The organism is Paenibacillus sp. p3-SID867 (genome assembly GCF_025142895.1).
In the GTDB taxonomy this organism is placed as follows: domain Bacteria; phylum Bacillota; class Bacilli; order Paenibacillales; family Paenibacillaceae; genus Paenibacillus_AQ.
Genome location: NZ_JAMBDM010000002.1, coordinates 408,003 through 424,061, shown reverse-complemented (window position 1 = coordinate 424,061; position 16,059 = coordinate 408,003). Strand labels below are relative to the sequence as shown.

Below are 16,059 nucleotides of genomic sequence, written 5' to 3'. Positions count from 1 at the left end.
TCTGATTTAATGAAACGTAAATTAGATGTTCGTCAAATTGTTTAGGGAGTGAACATATCCATGCAATTGGATAAGGTGGTTAGTTATCATAAGGCGCTTGCAGACCCGACGCGAATCAAAATGCTGATCCTGTTAGCCGAAGGCGAATTGAACGGACAGGTGCTGGCTGAGAAGATCGGCGTCACCCCGGCAACGATTACGCACCATGCAGCGAAGCTGCGGGAAGCGAGCCTGATTAAAGAGCGCAGGGATAAGAACACGATCTATTTTTCGTTAAATGATTATTTTATCGAAAATAGTGCGAGAGCGACGGAGAAATTGATCTATCAGAGAGTAAGGCCCGCAGGCGTTCCGGAGCGCTTGGAGGAAGATGATCAGCGGACGAAGGACGCTGTCGTGAACAATTTTTTCACTTCCGATGGAAAGCTGAAGAGCATCCCTGCCCAGCTGAAGAAGAAACTCATCGTGCTAACGCATATGGTATCCCGACTTGAGAAGGGACGTAAGTACACCGAGAAGGAAATCAACGAGTTTATTCAGGGTTACCATGAGGACTTTGCGACTCTTCGTCGGGAGTTCATCATGCATCATTTCATGTTCAGGGATAATGGGGTATATGAGCTCAATCCGCAGGAGATGTGGGCAAGGTGGGAGGATCTGTCCTAATGAAAGAACATTCGCCGCTATCCTATCAACGGATCGAGGATGCCAAAGCGGGGGATTTCGATGCCTACCGGATGATCGTCAACGAGTATTCCAACGCCCTGTTATCCGTTGCATACAGCGTGCTGGGAGATTTCCACGAGGCACAGGATGCGGTGCAGGAAGCATTTCTGAAGTGCTATCGCAACCTGCATACGCTGAACGATCCTGCCAAGCTTGGCAGCTGGCTATATGCGATTGCGCACCGGACCAGCCTCGATTTTGCCAAAAGAAGCAGGCGAACGCTCCCGCTGGATGAAACGGCTCTATCATCGGACAATATCACGCCATGGCTGGAACAATATGTGATCCATGATTCCGTCTGGGGAGCCTTGCAGGAATTGGAGGAGAAGAGTAGATCCGTTGTCGTGCGCATTACTTAAGCGAGTGGTCCATGAAAGAGATCGGACAGTTCCTTAATATGTCGGTATCTGCGGTTGAAAGCCGTATACGACGTGCCAGAGAAGTTTTGAAACAGCATCTTGCCCGTGATTTCGAGCATTATTTCCATACCCATCGTCTGGGGAGGGATTTCGAGCAGCAGGTTTCGGAGCAAGTCCTTAAGCGAGCCGGTCATTTCTATATTCCAGTCACGGATAAAATTCAGGCGACCGCATGGTTTATCCTGCATTTTCATCTGGAAACCAGCAGGCACGGAAATCCGGTACTGGAATCCGGACAGGAATTGTATTTGCTCGAATGTCAGCATCACTCACCGGCCAGCTTGCCAGTACTCACGTTCGAAGTAGCGAGCGTTGGGCAGTTAGGGCACCAGCTGCATCAGCAAGGGGTTAGAAGCGAGACGATCCGGGAGGATGATGTATTCGGCAAATGGATGGCATTTTATGATCCCGATGGCAATAAGTATCTTGCGATTGAAAAACATGGATAAAAAATAGTGACTTCGTGACGGAATTGATCCGGCTCCATCGTCTATATATTGTAACCACATTAAACAAGAGGTGAATAGGATGACGACAGACAACCAATTAAACGAAGTGCCCAAGCTCCAATCCGTGAACAAGCCTTTGCTAAAGAGGGTTCATTGCAATTATCTCCCGGTAAGGAATCTTCCGCTGGCGGTAAAATGGTACTCTGAGCTATTTGGCCTTACTGTGAGAAAATGCGACGATACGGGCGCTATCCTGATCCTAGGGGACGGACAGTGGCTATTCCTGCTGGAAACGCTCGATAACCGAACAGCCAATTTTGTAACCAACCAATGGGATGGGGAGAACTATGAGATGTTCTCGTTAACCTTCGAGGTCGAGAATATTACCGAGCTGCACAAACGGCTGCGGGAGAACGGAGCAGAGGTCGAGCCGCTGGTTGATCACGGTGCCTGCGGCTTGCAGTTCAAATTCAAGGATATGGACGGCAACAAGTTTAATGTTTGGCAGGATGCACCCACGAGCTGACGGATAGAAGACGGGAATGGATAGGCAAGCGCTGGCTTTCATAAGGCAGAGGCTTGCCTTTTTTTGTTGTTAAAGCGCCGGGCCCATCTTTGCTGCTGGGTCTGGCGCCTCCCAATGTTACTCATAATCCTGGGACAAGCGTCGTAAATGTAGGTGGTAGTCTAATTCACCGGTAACGTTTACAATGGGGGATATAGGGATTAAATGCCAAGTGAGGTGATTGGATGGAAGTCTACCGCTGCATGAACCATCCCGAGAGGGAGGCCGTCGCTCAGTGCACTCGCTGCGGGAAGCCAGTGTGTCAGGAATGCCATAATCCGGAAACAGGCCGCTGTCGCTACCGCTGCGGTGAGATGAACCCCCCTCCCGGCATGCCGGGACGGCAAAGGAACGTATGGGTGACCGTGATCATCTCCATACTGGCCATCTTGGGCGGCCTTGCGCTGCTGCTGCTAACGATTTGCGGCGCAATCTTGTTTTCTTATTAAAATAACGCGTGCCTATTTCCGGTTAGATTGCTTTTCCAATTCAAGTTTTGATATCAAGGAGTGGACAGATGGAGTTTCCTGTTTATGTGTACCTGGGTTCCTGGCGGATTCATCCGCACGTGCTGTTTGAATCGCTGGCCTACTTTATCGGCTTCCGCGTGTATTTATGGACCCGCAGGCCGAGCGGCATGACAAAGCTGATGAGCCTGCAGATTCTGGCTGGAATCATTGCCGGCGCGGCCATTGGCTCCAAGCTGCTATTCTGGCTGGAGGATCCGGCCGCCACCTGGGAACAGCTGCGCCAATTCCATCTGCTGTGGGGAGGCAAGACGATTGTAGGCGGTCTTCTGGGCGGATTGATCGGCGTTGAGCTGACGAAGCGCTTGGTGAGATGGAAGCATTCCACGGGCGATGATTTTGTTTATCCGCTGATGCTGGGCCTGGGACTCGGACGGATCGGCTGTTTTCTGACCGGTCTGGATGACCATACCTACGGTACGCCGACGACCTGGTTCACGGGTGTGGATTTTGGTGACGGGGTTTATCGCCATCCGACTCAGCTGTATGAGATCCTGTTCCTGATCGTGCTGGCCTTGCTGCTGCTTCCGCTGTACCGCCAAAGCCGGGGCAGATCCACTCGCGAGGGCTACGTGTCCGGGCGGATGTTTCAATGGTTTATGGCCGGGTATCTGCTGTTCCGCCTGGTGATCGACTGGATCAAGCCGACGCCGCATCCTTACCTGGGACTGAACAATATTCAATTAGCCTGCATCGCGGGCCTCATCTATTATGCGTGGCTGATCGGCGGCAGAAATAGGCTTCGCCGTTCGATGCCGGGTTCCCAACTTCCAAGCTGACCAAAGGAGTCTTGATTATGCCAAAAAACCGGCCTTATCTGTATCATGAACTGACCAATAGCATATGCACGACCTGTTACCGCAAAGTGGAAGCCAAGATCATCGAGGAGAACGGCATGATCTATATGCTCAAAAGATGCCTCGTTCACGGTCCGGAAAAAGTGCTGATCGCAACCGAGGCCGATTATTACCATCAGACGCGGAAGTTCATCAAGCCGTCCGAAATGCCGCTCGTCTGGAATACGCCGATCCGTTACGGCTGTCCTTACGACTGCGGACTCTGTCCGGACCATGAGCAGCACAGCTGTCTCACGCTGCTGGAGATCACGGACCACTGCAACCTGCAGTGCCCGATCTGCTTCGCGGAATCGTCGCCGCATCGCACATCCTACAGGTCGCTTGCACAGATCGAATTCATGCTAGACCGGATCGTCGAGAACGAGGGGGAGCCCGACATCGTGCAGATCAGCGGCGGCGAGCCGACGACGCATCCGGATTTTTTTGACATCCTGGACATGTGCAAGAGCCGCCCCATCAAGCATATTATGGTGAACACGAACGGTATCCGCATTGCCCAGGACCGCGATTTTGCGCGGAGGCTCGCCGAATATATGCCCGGCTTCGAAATCTACCTGCAGTTCGACAGCTTTGAGGCGCATGTGCTGAAGGAGCTGAGAGGGGCCGACCTGCGGCGCATCCGCCAGCAGGCCATTGACCATCTGAATGAATTCAACATATCCACGACGCTGGTCGTCACGCTGAAGAAAGGCCTCAATGACGGCGAGATCGGAGACATTATTCAGTACGGACTTCAGCAAAAAGCGGTGCGCGGCGTGACGATTCAGCCGATTCAGGCAGCAGGCCGGCTGGAGGGGTATGATCCGGCAACCGACCGGCTGACCGTGAGCGAAGTCCGGCGTATGATCATCGATCAGTCCGAGGTGTTTACGGATGCGGACATTCTGCCGGTGCCTTGCCATCCGGATTGCCTGGCTATGGGCTACGCCTTGAAACTGGGCGGGGAAGTGCTGCCGTTGACGCGGATGATCGACCCGGAAATCCTGCTCGAGGGCGACAGCAACACGATTGTGTTTGAGCAGGATCCGGTGATCCGGAGCAAAATGTTTGAGCTGCTGTCAACGGGCCATTCGCCGCAATCCTCGGCGCTCTCCCTGAAGAGCCTGCTCTGCTGTCTGCCGCTGGCCGCCGTACCGGAGCAGATTACCTATGACAACGTCTTCCGGGTCATTATCATGCAGTTCCTGGATGCCCATAACTTCGATGTCCGCTCCGTCAAGAAATCCTGCGTCCACATCATGCATCCCGACGGACGGATGATCCCGTTCGATACCTACAACATGTTCTACCGGGATGACAAGGAAGAGCTGCTGAAGGAGCTGAAGGCAGAGGTTGCCACGGCCTGGGACCGGTAAGCCGTTCTAAGGCAATGCACTCCATGCCAATGAAACGAAAAGTCGACCCGAGCTTACATAGGGAGGCGATACATTGTGCAGAACAATAGCCCTGAAACTGATAAGGTGTCTCCGTTTCAGTTGGATCAGAACATGAAGATTGGTAACGCCGGAGCGGACGAACTGTTATGGTATTCCCCATTGGAGGAGCCGTTCCGAGTATCGGGCTTTGCCTGGCTCAACGTTGAACATAAATATCGCAGGCTGCCTACCGTACCTGATGTTCCCATAGGGCCAGAGGTGGATGCATTAGCGAACTGCACATCAGGTGGTCAGATCCGCTTCCGCACGAATTCCCGAAGCGTCTCGGTCCGCGTGCGGCTGACCGCAGGATCCGGCATGTATCACATGCCGCCAACGGGGGAGTGCGGCGTGGATGCGTATATCGGCGGCCCAGGCGAGTGGAAACATGCAGGAACGGCCCGTTTCCAGCCAGGTCAGGTAGAGTATGAGAGCAGCCTTTTCACTGTTGAGGACCGCAAAGTACGCTCGTTCCTGCTCAACATGCCTTTATACCAGGGCGTCGAGGAGATGTGGATTGGACTTGAACCAGAAGCGGAGGTCTGGGCACCGGAATCCTATGATTCTTCCCAAAAAGTGATTGTATACGGAACCTCCATTACCCAAGGCGGATGCGCGTCGCGTCCCGGCATGTCGTACACGAATATCTTAAGCCGCAGGCTGCATCTGGAGTTTGTCAACCTGGGCTTCTCGGGGAACGGCAAGGGTGAGCCGGAGCTTGCCGAGCTGGCCGCCCAAATCTCTGCGCCGGCCTGCCTCGTGATTGATTATGAGGCGAATTGCGGGGGGACCGAAGCTTATCGGCAGACCTTGCCGCAGTATATCGAGACTTACCGGAAGTTCCATCCCCAGGTTCCCATCATCCTGGTATCCCGCATCCCTCATGGAGCCGAGTCGTTTATGCCGGAGTTTCGCGAAGGACGGCTCGCGCGGAAAAAGTTTCAGATGGAGCTCATTCAGGAACTGACAGAAGCCGGAGACCATAACCTAACGTTTATGGATGGATCGGATTGGTTAGGTGACGATCCCGGGGAGATGACCGTTGATGGGGTTCATCCGACCGACCTTGGCTTCAAGCTGATGGCGGATGGGCTTGAGCCTGTGCTAAGGCAAGTGATTGGTGATAGAGCCGCTGCAGCAGGGCGATAGGGCAGTTAACCGTCCAAATGTTAGCGTATCGGTGTATGAAGGTGTATGTATGGAGTTTCATTATCGCAATGAGACGTAAATAAGGTGAATCATTAGGTTACAAAGTCCGTTCCCGGTTGGAACGGGCTTTTGTCTGTGCCCTCGCCTAATTCAAAAACTTTTGATTGTTTGCCTAATAAATGGGATGTTATGATAACAAATAACTAATAACTAACCGATTATGCTAAAGGATGTGTGCAGCTTATGGCGGGAAAAGTCACGATGCAGCAAATTGCCGATCATCTCGGACTTTCAAAGTTCGCAGTTTCTAAAGCGCTTTCAGGTAAATCCGGCGTCAGTCTGGAGACAAGGGAGAAAATCGTGAACGTCGCGACCCAACTCGGCTATTTTGCCAACAAGCCCCCGAAGGCCGGAGGCAAGAAGAACGAAACTAACGCCAGCGGCACCCTTGCCGCGAGGGAGACCGTAATCGTGCTCGTTCCGAATGTCCGTTATCAGACACGTGATTCCCTGTATTGGGGACGAATTATCGATGGAATCACTAACGAGCTTGAGCTGAGGGAGACGGGAATGGTCATCGTGACCGACCAATTCAAGGACAGCTTTGCGAACCTGATTAATCCGAGCGGGGTGAGAGGCATCATCGGCGTCGGATTCATCTCGTCGCAGCTGCTCCTCGAAATTCGGAGCCTGGATATCCCCTTCGTATTGATTGATCATGAAGATCCGCTGATTCCGTCAGACTCCCTGTTCATGAACAATGTGGAGTGCACGAGACGGGTAACCAATTACTTGACGGGGTGCGGGCATCGAAAGCTTCAGTTCGTAGGCAACGTCCGGTTTTCGCGCAGCTTCACTGATCGTTATCAAGGGTACCGCTCCGTTCTCGGCGAGCAGGGGATCCCGCTGAATCAGAACGAGGAGCTGCTTAACTTCGAAGGGGACAACCGCTCCGAAATGACGGAGGTGCTGGAGATGATACTAAGTCGGATGGATGAGCTGCCGACCGCCTTTGTGTGCGCGAACGACTCCATTGCCATCTGCGTTATGACGGTCCTTGGCAAGCTGGGTACCAAAGTGCCCGCAGATTGCTCGGTTACCGGCTTTGACAACATTGAGGATGCGGCTTTTGCGACACCGTCGCTGAGCACCATCCATGTCAACAAGGAGGCGTTCGGACGCAGGGCGGTGGAGATGTTGATGAGACGGGTGGAGCAGCCGGACAGTCCGCTGGAAAAAATACTGCTGGCCGGCGACTTCATCCTCCGCGAATCCACGGCTTATGCCAAGAAGGTCGATTGAGATGAATATGCGCGGCTGCATTGCCCGTCTATGGAAGGAGCGGCCGGCCGGGCGTCTGGACCGGAAGCTGTTTGTGGTCTTTTTGTTTCTGATCATCCTCCCGATCGGGCTCATCACGTATTTTGCGGCAGAACGCTATTCGGCCACCATCGAGAACAATACGGTCGCCTACGTGTCCCAGCTGTCGAGCCAAATGATGGGCAAGCTGGACGATTACGTGACCGATATGATGAAAATTTCGATCATTCCCTCGTACCTCAATGAAATTCAGTCAGGGCTTGAGCTGTCGAATCGGCATTACCAGGCGGAAGGACAGCCGAAGAAATCGGCGAGCCTGAACGAGAGCGAGCTGAAGCTCCAGATCACGCGCAAGGTCGAGCGGAGCATCTATTTCATGAACAACATAAAGGAAGGCACGAGTAACGTGTATCTGTTCGACCTTTTCGGCAACCCGTATTACGTGGTCAAAAGCGGCGGGAACCGCTCGAATCTGCAGCAGTACTATGACAACTGGCGCAAGCTCGCCACGGCGGCCGGCGGCCGGCCCGTGCTGGTCAGCACGCAGGAGATCGCCGTGTCCGCCGGCAGCAAGCAGTATATGTTCACGGTCGTCCGCGACATTATTGACAAATCGTACCATTCTATCGGCACCATCGTGGTGGATGCCAACATCGGCGTGATCGAGAACATCGTCACCGACCTGGAGGAAACGACGCACGGCACCACCTTCATCCTGGATGACAACGGGACCGTGATCTATGACAGCGAGAAGAAATATTTGTCCCGCAGCATGACCGATAATGAGGCGCTTGCCCAGGCCACCGGTAACGAAGGAAGCTTTCGGCTTGAGGTCGGCGGGGAGCAGCAGCTGGTCGTTTACCGGAAATCCGAGCAGACGGGCTGGCTGATCCTGATTACGGTGCCGGAGCGTCAGCTGATGCAGGATGCGCTTAAGACCCGCAAAATTACGATCGCTGCGGCTGTCGGCGTTACCAGCTTTGCCCTCATCATTTCCCTGATTCTGATTTATGCACTGACAAGACCACTGCGGTCCATCGTCCATCTGATGAAGCAGGTGCAGGCCGGCAAGCTGGATGTGGTGTTCCCGGTCCGAAGGCGTGACGAGGCATCGCTGATCGGGGTTTCGTTCAACCGGATGATGGCACGCATCAAACAGCTTATTGATGATATTTACACGATCGAGAAGCGGAAGAAGGAGGCGGAGCTGGAGCGCCTACAGCACCAGATCAATCCGCATTTTATCTACAACACGCTGGAGACGATCCGGATGACGGCCGTCCTTCACGATGATCATGAGGTGGGGGATATGGTTCAGCTGTTAGGCCAGCAGCTCCGTTACAGCATTCATGCCGGCAGCGAGGTCGTGGAGGTGAAGCACGAGTGGGAGCATGTCAAAGCCTACATCGAGCTGCTCAATTACCGTTACGGCGAGCGGTTCATGCTGACATTGCCGGATGATCCGGCAGCTAATTCGATTAAGGTGATGAAGCTGCTGTTTCAGCCGATTATCGAGAATGCCGTCAATCATGGCTTTGACGAGAACAAACCCGTGCTCCATCTGACCATTACCTATGCCATGGATGGTACGGACCATGTTTTCACCGTAACGGATGACGGGCTGGGCATGTCGACAGAAGCGCTTGACAGGCTGCGCCACTTGCTGGATCAGGCGCAGCCTCAAGGTACGGACGGCCGGGGGGTCGGGCTGCGCAATGTGCATGAGAGACTTCAGCTCCGATACGGCAGACCTTACGGCCTTGCCGTAGACAGCGAGGAAGGGCAGGGCACTTCCGTTCGGATTACCTTTCCCGCGGACCATATAGAAGAACCGAGAACAGGAGGACTTGCGAATGCTTAACATTGCAGTGGTGGATGATGAGGAACGGATCAGGTTAGGGCTGGGCAAGCTCATACAGGATGCAGGTGAGCAGTACCGCGTCGTGGGGACGTTCGCAAGCGGTCAGGAGCTGCTGGATCAATGGCATGAGCTGCAGCCCGATCTGGTTATTACCGATATCAAAATGCCGCAAATGAACGGGCTCCAGCTGATGGCGAATATCAAGCAGATGGCCTTCCATACCAAATTCGCCGTGCTGAGCGGTTATAACGATTTCGAATATGCCCGGACCGCCATGCGGCAGGGAGCCCTGGAGTATTTGCTCAAGCCGGTCAACATGAAAGAGCTGCTTCGCATGCTGGAGAACGTCGACGAGCTGGTCAAGGGCGAGCAGAACGAGCGCAAGCTGGAGTCGGACGATCTGGTGAGCTTCCTGTTAGGCGCGGATCAGCGAAAAATGCCGGGGCATTTGTTCGAGGAAGTCTGCGACCGACTGGATCAGCAGACGCTGTTCCACGGATATTATGCGGTCATCCTGCTTCGCACATTCCCGGAAATCGTGGAAGAGAGGCTGCTTGAATGGACATCGGCTTGGGGGGCTGAGCAGAAAATTATCGACTGCGAAGGGGAACGGCAGGCGATCCTGGTGTCCATTGCAGAGTCCAGCCATGCGAATATCGTAAGGGAATGGGCTGCGATGCTCCTGCAGCAGCTTCCCGCGGGCACATCGGCGAAGGCAGGCATCAGCGGCGTGTTCAGTGGAAGCCGATGGCTGCCGCAGGCCTATAGGGAAGCCGCGCGCGTGCTGGAGCAGGCTTGGTACAGCGACGAAAGGCGCTGCTGTGGGGGTGAAGGCAGACAGCCGGTTCAGAAGGAAGAGCGCTACCGGCTTGTCCGTTCGCTGGATAAGCTGCTGCTTCCGGCACTGCGTGCCGGCGAGTATGCGCGCTTGCCGGCGGCGCTGCGGACATGGCTGGATGAGACGGCTTCCCTGCAGCCGGGCTGGGCCGAGCTGAGAGAGGTTTGTTTTTCCCTGGAGTCATATATGGCGGAAGAGATGAAGCAGCGCGGCATTCCAGTCGGGGATGTGGATTGGAACCTGGAGCCGGGAAACAGCGAGAATTGGCGCTCCTTCGCGGGCCAGCTGAAGACTGCTGTGGAGCAGGCCGCCGGGCTTCTGGATCAAGGGAAGAGCGAGCACCGGGCTGTGGAGACGATCAAAGCCTATATTCAGCAGCATTATACCGAGGAAATAGAGCTGCAGCACCTCGCCGATCTGGTCTATTTGACCCCGAGTTACTTGAGCAAGCTGTTCAAGAGCGAGACGGGGGAGACGATTACCGACTATTGTATCGCCGTGCGAATCGAGCATGCCAAGCGGCTGCTGAAGGAGGATCACGGGCTCAAGACATATATGGTCGGCGAACGCGTGGGTTACCCGGACCCGGCTTATTTTAATAAAGTATTCAAAAAAATGACCGGGAAAACTCCAAAGGAGTACCGTGATTTTGTTAGGTGACTGTTATCTAAACTGAGGACAATAAAAGCAAACAAAGTCTATTATTTTTCGGGGCGCTGTCTTTTATAATGATTGAAAACGGTACCATTTCATCCAGAAAGCGAGGAAGGGAATTGTTCAATTTCAGTTATAAAACGCAGCGCTATCTTATTCTGTTCGGTTTCCTTGCCATTCCGGTGCTCTTGTCACTGACCTTCTCTTATTATCCGGCACTATCGCTGTTGTATTACAGCTTGACGGACTGGTCGGGTCTCGGCTGGGATATGAACTTTATCGGCTTTGACAACTACGTCGAAATTTTTACGAAGCCTGAAGTGTTCAGTTCACTCAAGAACAATCTGTATTATCTGGTCGGGGGCCTCATCCAGGTCGTGTTTGCCCTCTATTTTGCCGTCATTCTGACAAGCAAGCTGAAGGGGAGGAACGGCTTCCGGGTTGCTTTGTTCCTGCCTTACGTGCTGCACAGCGTGGCCACGGTCATCATGTTCAAGAACGTATACCACATGGAGTATGGTTCTTTGAATACTCTGCTCGGCGCACTGGGGCTCGAATCCTTGCAGCAGAGCTGGCTGGGCGATAAGGGGATCGTGAATTTTGCCCTGGCGTTCATCTCGATGTGGAAGTACATGGGGCTGAACATGGTTATTTTTATCGGGGCGCTCCAATCGATTCCGGGTGACCTGTATGAGGCAGCCTCGATTGACGGGGCATCGGGTTGGCAGAAGTTCCGTTACATCACACTGCCTAGCATCCGGGGCGTGCTGGAGCTGATGCTCATCCTTACCTTGACGGGCGCGCTCGAAGCGTTCGATATTCCGTTTGTGATGCTGCTCGGGGCGAACGATACGTCGACCTTCGTCATTAAGACGGTGGATACGGCGTTCAAGTATCAGAACTTTGGACTGGCCTCGGCGATGGCGGTCGTGCTGCTGATCATCGTGTTGCTGTTCATTGTCATCCAGCGGAAGCTGCTGTTCAGGGAGGAGAAGCAATCATGAGAAGGGAACGCTCGCTCGGCTTTACGATGTTCAACTATTTCACGCTAGTTGTCGCTTTGTTCGTGGTGTTTTTCCCGATTTACTCCATCTTTGTAGGGGCGTTCAAGACCCAGGTGGAGTATTATCAATCAGGCCTTAGTCTACCGGATAATTTCTTTAACTTCGAGAACTTTAAGCGGGTAATCGATATCGGGGATTTGGGACTTGGCTTTCGCAATATCCTGATCGTGCTGGTCATTTCGGTTGTCGGCAATATCCTGTTTGGCACCATGGTCGCTTATGCCGTCGGACGGTTTGAGTTCAAGATGAAAAAAGCCATCATGGGCATGTATCTGGTCGCTCAGGTCATCCCGATGGTCACGACACAAGTGGCTACCTTCAGCGTCATCCAGAGCCTGGGGGCTTACAACACGATGTTTGCGCCGATTCTGCTGTACCTGGGGGCTGATGTGCTCCAGATCGTCATCTATCTGCAATTCGTCAACAGCATCCCGCGGGATCTGGATGAGAGCGCCATGCTGGAGGGGGCGTCCCTGTTCAAAATCTACCGTTCCATCATCTTCCCGCTGCTTGCGCCGGCTACGGCCACCTTGGTCATTCTGAAGAGCATCTCGATTTACAACGATTTTTACACGCCGTATCTATATATGCCGAGCCAAGACCTGAAGGTGGTGTCTACCGCGATTTATTCCTTCATCGGTCCGAACGCGGCGCAGCTGAACGTGATCTCGGCAGGCATTCTCATTATTTTCATTCCGACGGTCGTGTTGTTCTTGTTCATGCAGCGGTATATTTTTGCGGGGGTTACGAACGGAGCAGTCAAATAACGAACACTAGACGATGTAGAAGAGGAGACTCGATATATGAACTCGACAAACACGTGGACGGAAAAAGTATGCGGCATGACTTGGGGATGGACCGGCGTACGGGGCTCCTGGTCGGGACCCGAGGCGGAATTCTCCATGGAACGCATGGCGGACATGAACGTAAATTGGGTGGCCATTGCGCTGTCTGCCGTGCAGGCAACGCCGCAGTCGACGGAAATTCCGTTCCGGGAGGAACCGACGGTGACGGATGATGAGGTGCGATGGGCTATCCGCAAGGCAAAGAGCCTGGGCCTCAAGGTGTGCTTGAAGCCGGTCGTGAACGTCGCGAACGGAACGTGGCGGGCCCATATTAACTTCTTCGATGAAGAGGTTCCGGGTGAACCGAGCTGGGCCGAATGGTTCCGCTCCTATGGGGAATTCATTCGCTATTATGCCGAAATCGCGGAGGAAGAGCACTGCGAGATGCTGTGCGTGGGCTGCGAGATGGTGCAGGCCGACAAGCGGGATGCGGAGTGGCGGGCCCTGATCGGGGACGTAAGAAGCGTCTACGGTGGGCTGGTTACGTATAACTGCGATAAATATCAGGAAGAACGGGTGCGTTGGTGGGATGCGGTGGACATCATCTCCTCCAGCGGCTATTATCCGATCGACCAGTGGGAAGAGCAGCTGGACCGGATTGAAGGCACGGTCCGCCGATGGAACAAGCCGTTCTTCTTCATGGAAGCCGGCTGTCCGAGCCGCGAGGGCTCTGCAGCCCGCCCGAACGATTGGTCGCTGCCCGGCGGCCCGTCGGAGGAGGAGCAGCGGCGGTATTATGAAGTGATGTTCGCCGCCTGCGCCAAGCGGGAATGGATGCAGGGGTACATGCTGTGGGATTGGCCGGCACGGCTGTACGGTCTGGAGGAAGCGGCCCTGAATGATGATTATTGCATGTACGGCAAGTTGGCCGAGGAGACGGTGAAGACATTTTATGCTGCCGGAATTCGTGTTTAGATTGTTACCGGCTGGACTTACCGGGTTCGCTAGGTAGCTGAGCTTAAGAATATAGGGTTGGTATCGCACCGCTTGCTTCTTTAGACGCGCGGTGCGATTTTGCTATAGTTAAGGAGATATTCTGGAACCTAACAAGAAAATGATATGTTAGCATAATTTATGACAATAAAAACAAAAACACTTCATTTGTTTTGGGCGTGTTAGCGATTATTATTTGGAATGTAAGCGATATCAGTAAGCGCTTCATGAGAAAACAGGAAGCGTAATACATTCAACGTACAGGGGGAAGACGAAATGAAAAAAAGATTCACGATGGCACTGCTTCTGCTCTTAACCGTATCATCCATTTTGGCCGCCTGCGGAGGAAATAAAACGAATAATGCAGGCACCGAGACGCCGCCGAGCAATAACGCAGGCAGCGAGGCGACCGAGGCATCAGACAAAACGGAGCTTGGCGGCAAGCTGAAGGTGCTGACGCACCGAACCGACCTGGTGAATGACGGCACCCTGGACAAATACGTGGAGGCCTTCAAAGCAAAATATCCGAAGGCCGAAATTGAATTCGAAGGATTGACGAACTATGCGACGGATATTCAGGTCCGTCTGACCACGGGAGAAGCCGGCGACGTGCTGATGATTCCGACCGGCCTTGCCACCTCGGAGTACAGCAAGTATTTTGAACCGCTGCCGGATGCGATGTTCGAGGATGTCTATTTTGCGGACAATACCCTCTTCGAAGGGAAACGCTATGGGATCTCCACTGGCGTGAATACGCAAGGGATTGTGTATAACAAGAAAGCGTTCGAGGCAGCAGGCGTCGACAAAGTGCCAACCACGCTGGATGAGCTCTACGGGGCTGCGGAGAAGCTGAAAGCGGCGGACATCATTCCGCTGTACATGAACTTCGGGGCTCAATGGACAATGGGCAACTGGGCGGATAACTCCGCATGGTACGTGAACGGGGATCCGCAGTTCGCCTCGAAGCAGGTAGCCGAGGAAGCGCCGTTCCAGGTGGATAATGCTTGGGGCATCCTTGCGAATATCGGACGCACCTTCGTGCAGAACGAATGGGTAGAGAAAGACCTGTACACGAACAACTGGGAGATTTCAAAGGGCGAAGTGGCCTCCGGCAAAGCGGCGATGTACTTCCTGGGCAACTGGGTAATCCCGCAGGTGATCGGCGCAGGAGCAGCTTCGGAGGATATCGGCTTCTTCCCGCTCCCGTATGATAATAGCGGCAAGTACAACGCACCGCTCGGTTCGGATTATTTCATCGCCGTCAGCAAAGATAGCAAGAACAAAGAGCTTGCCACGGCTTGGGTCGATTTCTTCGTGAAGGAATCCGGCTATGTGGAAGATTCCGGCTTCATGCCGATCATCAAGTCGGCAGAGTCCTCCATATCGCAGCTTGCCGAATTCCAATCGTTCAATCCGACGTTGATCGAGAGTGAAGCAACCGATCCGAAGTTTAACGAAATCGCCAATAAAGCGCAAATCGGTATCGGTACTGGCGATTATGTTCAGGAATATATTGTAGCAGACGATCTGCAGGCTGCGTTCGACAAGCTGAACGCGAAGTGGAAGGAAGCCAAAACCGCACTGGGCTATTAATCTGGAGGAACCAACAGGTTCAGCCGTAGTGCTGCTCGAACGGCCTTATCCTGAGGTGATCAGGATAAGGCCGTTTCGGTTACGAGTATAGATGGATCGAAGAGGAGGCGGATATATGAAGAGGATATTGTTGCTGGGCGATTCCATCCGGGAGGGATATGAGCCTTACGTTAGAGAAAGGCTGGCAGGCCTTGCAGAGGTCGTGGCACCGGGGGAGAACGGGCGCTTCTCGTTTTATACGCTGTGGGGCGTCAATCTCTGGATGAAGGAGCTGGGGACGCCTGATATCGTCAACTGGAACAATTGCCTGTGGGATGTGCACCGCGAGGCTCCGAGGGGTGAATTACTGACGCCGATCATCGATTATGTAACCAATTTGAAGCGGATTGCCCACGAGCTGCAGCGGACAGATGCGCATATTGTATTTGCCACGACGACGCCGGTGCATCCGAAATCCGAGGGCAGAAGCAATGAAGAGATTGACGCCTACAATCAGGCAGCGGTGGAGGCGCTTGTGCCGATGGGCATTACGATTCATGATCTGAATGCCAGGGTCAAAGAGGATCTGAGCGGTTATTTGTCGGATGACCGCCTTCACTTGAATCAGGAAGGATACCGGATGTGCGCCGACTCGGTGGTGGAGATGCTCGGTCGCTATTTGTGACGTTTGGGCCAGGCCAATGAGCCTTAAGGCGCGAATCTATGGAATCTTTACCAAAAATGGCATAAGTCTATTATAGGTTCTAACAAATTTGTTACATCCTACTTGCGTTATGACGATATTATAGAATAATATGAAGGGGCGCGGCTTTCATAGAGGGGACCCGCGCTTTTTTGCTATCTA

The 16,059-nt window shown here is 53.5% G+C and carries 16 protein-coding genes; all 16 read left to right on the top strand.

Annotated features, from left to right (window positions below):
• Nucleotides 1–60: 60 nt before the first annotated feature.
• The 16 genes from M4D81_RS05200 (at nucleotide 61) to M4D81_RS05125 (ending at nucleotide 15,879) form a co-directional block, all read left to right on the top strand.
• Nucleotides 61–666, top strand: a complete 606-nt coding sequence (locus M4D81_RS05200; protein WP_071221340.1) for a DUF2087 domain-containing protein — start codon at nucleotides 61–63, stop codon at nucleotides 664–666.
• Complete coding sequence (locus tag M4D81_RS05195; RefSeq protein WP_260064823.1) at nucleotides 666–1,085, top strand: RNA polymerase sigma factor; 420 nt, start codon at nucleotides 666–668, stop codon at nucleotides 1,083–1,085. Before M4D81_RS05200 ends, M4D81_RS05195 begins: the two co-directional genes overlap by 1 nt.
• A gap of 11 nt (nucleotides 1,086–1,096) precedes the next feature.
• Complete coding sequence (locus M4D81_RS05190) at nucleotides 1,097–1,594, top strand: hypothetical protein (protein ID WP_260064821.1); 498 nt, start codon at nucleotides 1,097–1,099, stop codon at nucleotides 1,592–1,594.
• Between the two features lie 79 nt (nucleotides 1,595–1,673).
• The gene (locus M4D81_RS05185; RefSeq protein ID WP_071221338.1) at nucleotides 1,674–2,120 is read left to right on the top strand and encodes a VOC family protein; all 447 of its coding nucleotides are present in this window, start codon (nucleotides 1,674–1,676) and stop codon (nucleotides 2,118–2,120) included.
• A 224-nt stretch (nucleotides 2,121–2,344) separates the two neighbouring features.
• Nucleotides 2,345–2,608 (top strand): B-box zinc finger protein, encoded by a 264-nt coding sequence (locus tag M4D81_RS05180; protein ID WP_260064820.1) that lies wholly within the window; start codon nucleotides 2,345–2,347, stop codon nucleotides 2,606–2,608.
• A gap of 68 nt (nucleotides 2,609–2,676) precedes the next feature.
• Complete coding sequence (locus M4D81_RS05175) at nucleotides 2,677–3,465, top strand: prolipoprotein diacylglyceryl transferase family protein (protein ID WP_260064819.1); 789 nt, start codon at nucleotides 2,677–2,679, stop codon at nucleotides 3,463–3,465.
• 17 nt (nucleotides 3,466–3,482) lie between these two features.
• On the top strand, nucleotides 3,483–4,898 hold the full coding sequence (locus M4D81_RS05170) for a radical SAM protein (protein WP_194541143.1): 1,416 nt from the start codon (nucleotides 3,483–3,485) through the stop codon (nucleotides 4,896–4,898).
• Nucleotides 4,899–4,973: 75 nt separating this feature from the next.
• Entirely contained in the window at nucleotides 4,974–6,107 is a 1,134-nt protein-coding gene (locus tag M4D81_RS05165; protein WP_260064816.1) for an SGNH/GDSL hydrolase family protein, read from the top strand.
• Between the two features lie 243 nt (nucleotides 6,108–6,350).
• Nucleotides 6,351–7,409, top strand: coding sequence for a LacI family DNA-binding transcriptional regulator (locus M4D81_RS05160; protein WP_260064815.1), 1,059 nt, complete (start codon nucleotides 6,351–6,353; stop codon nucleotides 7,407–7,409).
• Nucleotide 7,410: 1 nt separating this feature from the next.
• Nucleotides 7,411–9,288 carry a cache domain-containing sensor histidine kinase gene (locus M4D81_RS05155; RefSeq protein ID WP_260064813.1) on the top strand — a complete coding sequence of 626 codons (1,878 nt, stop codon included), beginning with the start codon at nucleotides 7,411–7,413 and terminating at the stop codon, nucleotides 9,286–9,288.
• On the top strand, nucleotides 9,281–10,786 hold the full coding sequence (locus M4D81_RS05150; protein WP_260064811.1) for a response regulator: 1,506 nt from the start codon (nucleotides 9,281–9,283) through the stop codon (nucleotides 10,784–10,786). The genes M4D81_RS05155 and M4D81_RS05150 overlap by 8 nt, the downstream gene beginning before the upstream one ends.
• A 113-nt stretch (nucleotides 10,787–10,899) precedes the next feature.
• Nucleotides 10,900–11,784: a carbohydrate ABC transporter permease gene (locus M4D81_RS05145; protein WP_071221331.1), complete on the top strand. Its 885-nt coding sequence runs from the start codon at nucleotides 10,900–10,902 to the stop codon at nucleotides 11,782–11,784.
• Entirely contained in the window at nucleotides 11,781–12,611 is an 831-nt protein-coding gene (locus tag M4D81_RS05140; RefSeq protein WP_260064809.1) for a carbohydrate ABC transporter permease, read from the top strand. The genes M4D81_RS05145 and M4D81_RS05140 overlap by 4 nt, the downstream gene beginning before the upstream one ends.
• Nucleotides 12,612–12,647: 36 nt before the next feature.
• Nucleotides 12,648–13,604: a glycoside hydrolase family 113 gene (locus tag M4D81_RS05135; RefSeq protein ID WP_260064807.1), complete on the top strand. Its 957-nt coding sequence runs from the start codon at nucleotides 12,648–12,650 to the stop codon at nucleotides 13,602–13,604.
• A 294-nt stretch (nucleotides 13,605–13,898) separates the two neighbouring features.
• Complete coding sequence (locus tag M4D81_RS05130; protein WP_260064805.1) at nucleotides 13,899–15,215, top strand: ABC transporter substrate-binding protein; 1,317 nt, start codon at nucleotides 13,899–13,901, stop codon at nucleotides 15,213–15,215.
• A gap of 115 nt (nucleotides 15,216–15,330) precedes the next feature.
• Nucleotides 15,331–15,879, top strand: a complete 549-nt coding sequence (locus tag M4D81_RS05125; protein WP_260064804.1) for an SGNH/GDSL hydrolase family protein — start codon at nucleotides 15,331–15,333, stop codon at nucleotides 15,877–15,879.
• The last annotated feature ends 180 nt before the right edge of the window (nucleotides 15,880–16,059 follow it).

Coding starts and splice junctions, on each gene's coding strand:
- M4D81_RS05200 (WP_071221340.1), top strand. CDS start 61: ATGCAATTGGATAAGGTGGTTAGTTATCATAAGGCGCTTGCAGACCCG.
- M4D81_RS05195 (WP_260064823.1), top strand. CDS start 666: ATGAAAGAACATTCGCCGCTATCCTATCAACGGATCGAGGATGCCAAA.
- M4D81_RS05190 (WP_260064821.1), top strand. CDS start 1,097: ATGAAAGAGATCGGACAGTTCCTTAATATGTCGGTATCTGCGGTTGAA.
- M4D81_RS05185 (WP_071221338.1), top strand. CDS start 1,674: ATGACGACAGACAACCAATTAAACGAAGTGCCCAAGCTCCAATCCGTG.
- M4D81_RS05180 (WP_260064820.1), top strand. CDS start 2,345: ATGGAAGTCTACCGCTGCATGAACCATCCCGAGAGGGAGGCCGTCGCT.
- M4D81_RS05175 (WP_260064819.1), top strand. CDS start 2,677: ATGGAGTTTCCTGTTTATGTGTACCTGGGTTCCTGGCGGATTCATCCG.
- M4D81_RS05170 (WP_194541143.1), top strand. CDS start 3,483: ATGCCAAAAAACCGGCCTTATCTGTATCATGAACTGACCAATAGCATA.
- M4D81_RS05160 (WP_260064815.1), top strand. CDS start 6,351: ATGGCGGGAAAAGTCACGATGCAGCAAATTGCCGATCATCTCGGACTT.
- M4D81_RS05155 (WP_260064813.1), top strand. CDS start 7,411: ATGAATATGCGCGGCTGCATTGCCCGTCTATGGAAGGAGCGGCCGGCC.
- M4D81_RS05150 (WP_260064811.1), top strand. CDS start 9,281: ATGCTTAACATTGCAGTGGTGGATGATGAGGAACGGATCAGGTTAGGG.
- M4D81_RS05140 (WP_260064809.1), top strand. CDS start 11,781: ATGAGAAGGGAACGCTCGCTCGGCTTTACGATGTTCAACTATTTCACG.
- M4D81_RS05135 (WP_260064807.1), top strand. CDS start 12,648: ATGAACTCGACAAACACGTGGACGGAAAAAGTATGCGGCATGACTTGG.
- M4D81_RS05130 (WP_260064805.1), top strand. CDS start 13,899: ATGAAAAAAAGATTCACGATGGCACTGCTTCTGCTCTTAACCGTATCA.
- M4D81_RS05125 (WP_260064804.1), top strand. CDS start 15,331: ATGAAGAGGATATTGTTGCTGGGCGATTCCATCCGGGAGGGATATGAG.